The sequence below is a fragment of the Pseudomonas sp. E6002 genome, assembly GCF_013385565.1.
In the GTDB taxonomy this organism is placed as follows: domain Bacteria; phylum Pseudomonadota; class Gammaproteobacteria; order Pseudomonadales; family Pseudomonadaceae; genus Aquipseudomonas.
This window is the reverse complement of record NZ_JACAPT010000016.1, coordinates 4,339-5,823: the sequence shown is the minus strand read 5'-3', so window position 1 is coordinate 5,823 and position 1,485 is coordinate 4,339. Positions and strand designations below refer to the sequence as shown.

The following is a 1,485-nucleotide window of genomic DNA, read 5'->3' as shown; positions in this document are numbered from 1 at the left end:
GCAAGCCCGCTCCCACACTTTTTGACGGCGTGATGCCGGTCATATTGCTGAAACCTCTCTGACTTAATCTCGCGGCACTCCCTTTGGCTTGAGAAGGTGCCGGCATGATGCTGCGCGTTCTATCCCTGCTGGCCCTGCTCAGCGCATTTCCCCTCGCCGCTTTTTCCACCCCTCTGCCCTTCCCCGAACATGGCCCGGCCTTGCGCATCCAGGGTTCCAACACCATCGGCGCGGCGCTTGGCCCGGCTCTGGTCAAGGGGCTGATGGAGCAACAGGGGTTGCAAGCGGTGCACAGCGAGCCATCTGACCAGGCCAACGAACAGCACATCGTCGGCAAGACTCGCCAGGGCCAGAAGGTGACGGTGGAAGTGGCGGCCCATGGTTCCAGCACCGGGTTCGCAGCCCTGAAAAACGCCAGCGCCGACCTCGCGGCGTCTTCCCGGCCGATCAAGGACAGCGAACTGGTGGACCTCGAAGCCCTCGGCGACCTGAAAAGCCCCGACGCCGAACAGGTCATCGCCATTGACGGGCTGGCGATCATCCTCAACCCACGCAACCCGTTGGGGACGCTGAACACCGCGCAACTGGCGCAGATCTTCAGCGGCGAAGTCTCGACCTGGGAACAACTGGGCGGCATCGGTGGCCAGATTCACCTGTACGCGCGGGATGATCAATCCGGCACCTATGACACCTTCAAGGAACTGGTGCTCAGCCGGCGCGGCAAGTCGTTGGATGGCAGCGCCAAGCGCTTCGAATCCAGCGAGCAGTTGTCGGATGCTGTCAGCCATGACCCCCAGGGCATCGGTTTTATCGGATTGCCCTATGTGCGCCAGGCCAAGGCGGTGGCCATCGTCGATGGCGACTCGCAGCCGATGCTGCCGCTGAACAGTTTGATCGCCACCGAGGACTACCCACTGTCACGCCGGTTGTTCTTCTACCTGCCACCTGTTGCACAAAACCCCTGGGCCAAGGCCCTGGTGGACTTTGCGCAAAGCAGCAAAGGCCAGGCGATCGTCGCCGCCAACGGTTTTATCGCACAGCAGGTGCAGGCCATGGCGGTGGAACCACGGGCGCCGATGCCCGGGGATTACCAGGCGATTGCCCGACAAGCGCAGCGCCTGACGGTAAATTTCCGGTTTGAGGAAGGCAGTGCCAGCCTCGACAACAAGGCGCGCCAGGACCTGATGCGGGTAGTCGCTTATATAAAGAGCCACGGCAAGCTGGACAAGCAGGTGACGCTGGTGGGGTTTGGGGATGCCAAGAGTGATGCGCAACGGGCGGCGCTATTGTCGAAGTTGCGGGCGATGGCGGTGCGCCGGGAACTGGTTAAAAGCGGCGTGGTGCTGAGGGACATTCAGGGGTTCGGTGCCGAGATGCCGGTGGCGGCAAATACGGCAGATGAGGGACGGATCAAGAACCGGCGGGTGGAGGTCTGGGTGTATTGAGGACGCGGAGCGTCCTGGGCAGCATTCCCACGCAGAGCGT

General features: G+C 62.5%; 1 protein-coding gene. It reads left to right on the top strand.

All coding sequences use genetic code 11. The features are described from left to right. The first annotated feature begins 104 nt into the window (after positions 1–104). A complete protein-coding gene (locus HX815_RS14250) occupies positions 105–1,445 on the top strand; it encodes a substrate-binding domain-containing protein (protein WP_003211801.1) in 1,341 nt (446 codons plus the stop codon). Positions 1,446–1,485: the final 40 nt, after the last annotated feature.